This window comes from Acidobacteriota bacterium, assembly GCA_003225175.1.
Classification (GTDB): Bacteria; Acidobacteriota; Terriglobia; order Terriglobales; family Acidobacteriaceae; genus Gp1-AA112.
Genome location: QIBA01000147.1, coordinates 1 through 2,536 on the forward strand (window position 1 = coordinate 1; position 2,536 = coordinate 2,536).

General features: G+C 57.5%; 2 protein-coding genes. One reads left to right on the top strand and one right to left on the bottom strand.

Annotated features, from left to right (window positions below):
* Nucleotides 1-1,428 (bottom strand): adenylyl cyclase (locus DMG62_23820; protein PYY20261.1); only part of this gene is annotated, 1,428 nt, incomplete at its 3' end.
* A 636-nt stretch (nt 1,429-2,064) separates the two neighbouring features.
* Here DMG62_23820 and DMG62_23825 point away from each other — a divergent pair.
* Nucleotides 2,065-2,526 carry a hypothetical protein gene (locus DMG62_23825; protein PYY20262.1) on the top strand — a complete coding sequence of 154 codons (462 nt, stop codon included), beginning with the start codon at nt 2,065-2,067 and terminating at the stop codon, nt 2,524-2,526.
* Nucleotides 2,527-2,536 lie beyond the last annotated feature (10 nt).

Consider the following 2,536-nt stretch of genomic DNA (forward strand, 5'->3'; position numbering starts at 1 on the left):
CAGACCGGTCGCCGTGACATTGTCGCCATTAACCACGACCCCATGATCAGCGGTGTTTATTGTCCACCCAACCCCGGCGCCGTGGTCTGCGCGCCAGGCCCAGACGTCATCGAGGATCACGTTGTCGTGGTCTACCTGGAGGCTGGTCGTAGCGCTGCCTGCGGTCGCTCCGCCGATGCGGAAGAACACGTCATTCAACGTCACTGGATCGTCCGCGGCGCTCGGCTTGGCGCCGTGTGGCTTCCCAATCTGGAACAGCACAGACGAGTTGGCCGGACCGGCATCGACGATCATTCCAGACACCTGTACTCCATCCACGTCCGCAACTGTAATGGCGGAGGTTCCGTTCTGCGGCACGAGGGTAGCGAAACCCAATCCCAGCACCACTGCATCCGGCCGCTTGACTTCGATGGAACGGTCCAGCGAATAGACTCCGGGCGTGAGGATCAGGTTCTTTCCGGAGGCTAGCTGGGCGTTGATCCGTTGCACCGAGGTGGATGGATCAGCGACGAAGAAACTGCTCAGCGGGAGCGTTCGCCCGGACGCGGGGCTGCTGCCGCCCCAGCTTGTGCCTGTGGTATTCGTGCGCAGTGCGGGTGCGAACACGTTATAGTTGCCGTCCGCATCGACGAAAAGGAAGGGCTTCTCGCGGCTGACGGAAACCGTCGGAAGCACGGTGTAAGTCGGGTTCGGGTAGGACTGTGCGGGCGATCCCTGCACGCCGGCGAAGACCTGGTTCCACACCGCGTTGCTCCATTTGCCGATTGTGCTGTTGCGGACGAAGAACTGCTGCTGCGATCCGTTGACCACGTTTCTAGTAACCGAGTCGGCGATGAAGCCGCCGCTGGCATACGACGGTCCGGTGCAGTAGTCCATGAACGTGGTATTGCCATTCACCTGGACGCGACGCCAGGGAGCGGCTTGAGACACGGCCCAGAACTCGCCGGAATAGCAGCCGAATTTCGGCGTCGTCACGTTGATGGTGAGGTTCGACAACGAACGCCAGAAGTTGCTCAGCGCCACACAGCCGGAACTGCCGCACTGGTTACGAACATACACCGAGCCGTTGATCACGACGTCGTTGGGAGAGGCGCCCAGACCTGCGACCTCCGTGTAATACCCGACTTGGAAGTTGAGTGGTTGAGCGCTTGAGCCGTAAGTGCCCGGCATGAACAACAGCGTGTAACGCCGGGTTCCGAACTGATTGCCTATCTGCTGCGCGGCAATCGGATCCACCACTGCTTTGATTTGGGCGACCGACATGCTCGGGTCAAACACGATGACGTTCGAACCCATTCCGGGCGCGGTGGGAGCTTGGGAAAAAGCGCTTGAGCTTAGAGCGGCGGCTCCAAGGAGAAAAACAAAAAATGAGATCGTTTTGGTGGAGACGAAACGTGTGCGAAGGGCCTTGCTCGAGATGATCATCATGGACCAGTCCTGCGGTTAGTGGTCGAGCGAGCGAAATTTTAGGAGTTCCAAAGAAATGATGTCAAATCGGAATGATCTTTATCGGCCAAAAGAGACAGTTCACCGACCTGTTATTCGATTTGGCCAATGAAGCGGACGTAGCGAGACGCGAATTCTAGGACTCCAACCTTCATAGCCGGGCGGCCCCCGCCCGGGTGTTCTCGTCTGCAGCCAAAACCCGGCCGAGGGCGGCCGGATCCAGGGAGAAGCTTCTTGATTGTTATTGAATGGTGACGATCACCGCCGGTGAGGCAATGCCATTCGCGATCACTTGCATCGATGCCGCGCGCTTCGGGGTCCCCAGCAACTCGGTGTTGTTGCTGGGGTGAGGGGGTGGCCTTCGGCAGAGAGGAGGGGAACGTTCCGTCTTTTCTCGCAGTTTCCCAAATCGGCCTTCAATTCCCTGGAGTCGTACACAACACCGCTGCCCACCCTCCGAAGAACGCGGAGAGTAGGCCACCCACTTTTCGGGTTCATTAATTGAAAGCAAAACCAAAGGTCGCCACCCGCCTCTGATGTAGTGTTTTGACTGCCTTCTTGCCGCCTAGTAGCATTCCTGCTCGTTTCCAATCTGATTGCAGTAACCGGAGAGAACACATGAAAAACAGAACCACAACACTGGCTTTGGTGGTGTGCACGGCCCTTTGTCTCTCTTCAAGCGCGATCGCGCAGGGCAAGAAAAGCGCTGGCGGCGCCGAAGGACAAATCAAAGCGCTACTCGATCAATCGCGCCAAGCCGCTCTGAAAGGCGACTCCTCATATCTTGAGAAGAACGCCGCTGAGGATTACACCCGAGTCGGGCCAGACGGAAAGCGTGTGAGCAAAAGTGAATGGGTCAGTTCGATCAAGAGCGGCGATGTGAAATTTGAGTCAATTGAAACAAGTGATGTGAATGTTCGTGTTTACGGTAATGCTGCAGTCGCGACGTACGCTGCCGATGTGAAAGGCACGAACAAGGGCCAGGACGTTAGTGGGCACATCCAGATCACGCGCGTATTCGTGAAACAAGGAGGCAAGTGGCAAGAAGAAGCGTTCCACAGTACACGCGCTTCTCAGTAGTTCGTCTGCA

Coding starts and splice junctions, on each gene's coding strand:
- DMG62_23825 (PYY20262.1), top strand. CDS start 2,065: ATGAAAAACAGAACCACAACACTGGCTTTGGTGGTGTGCACGGCCCTT.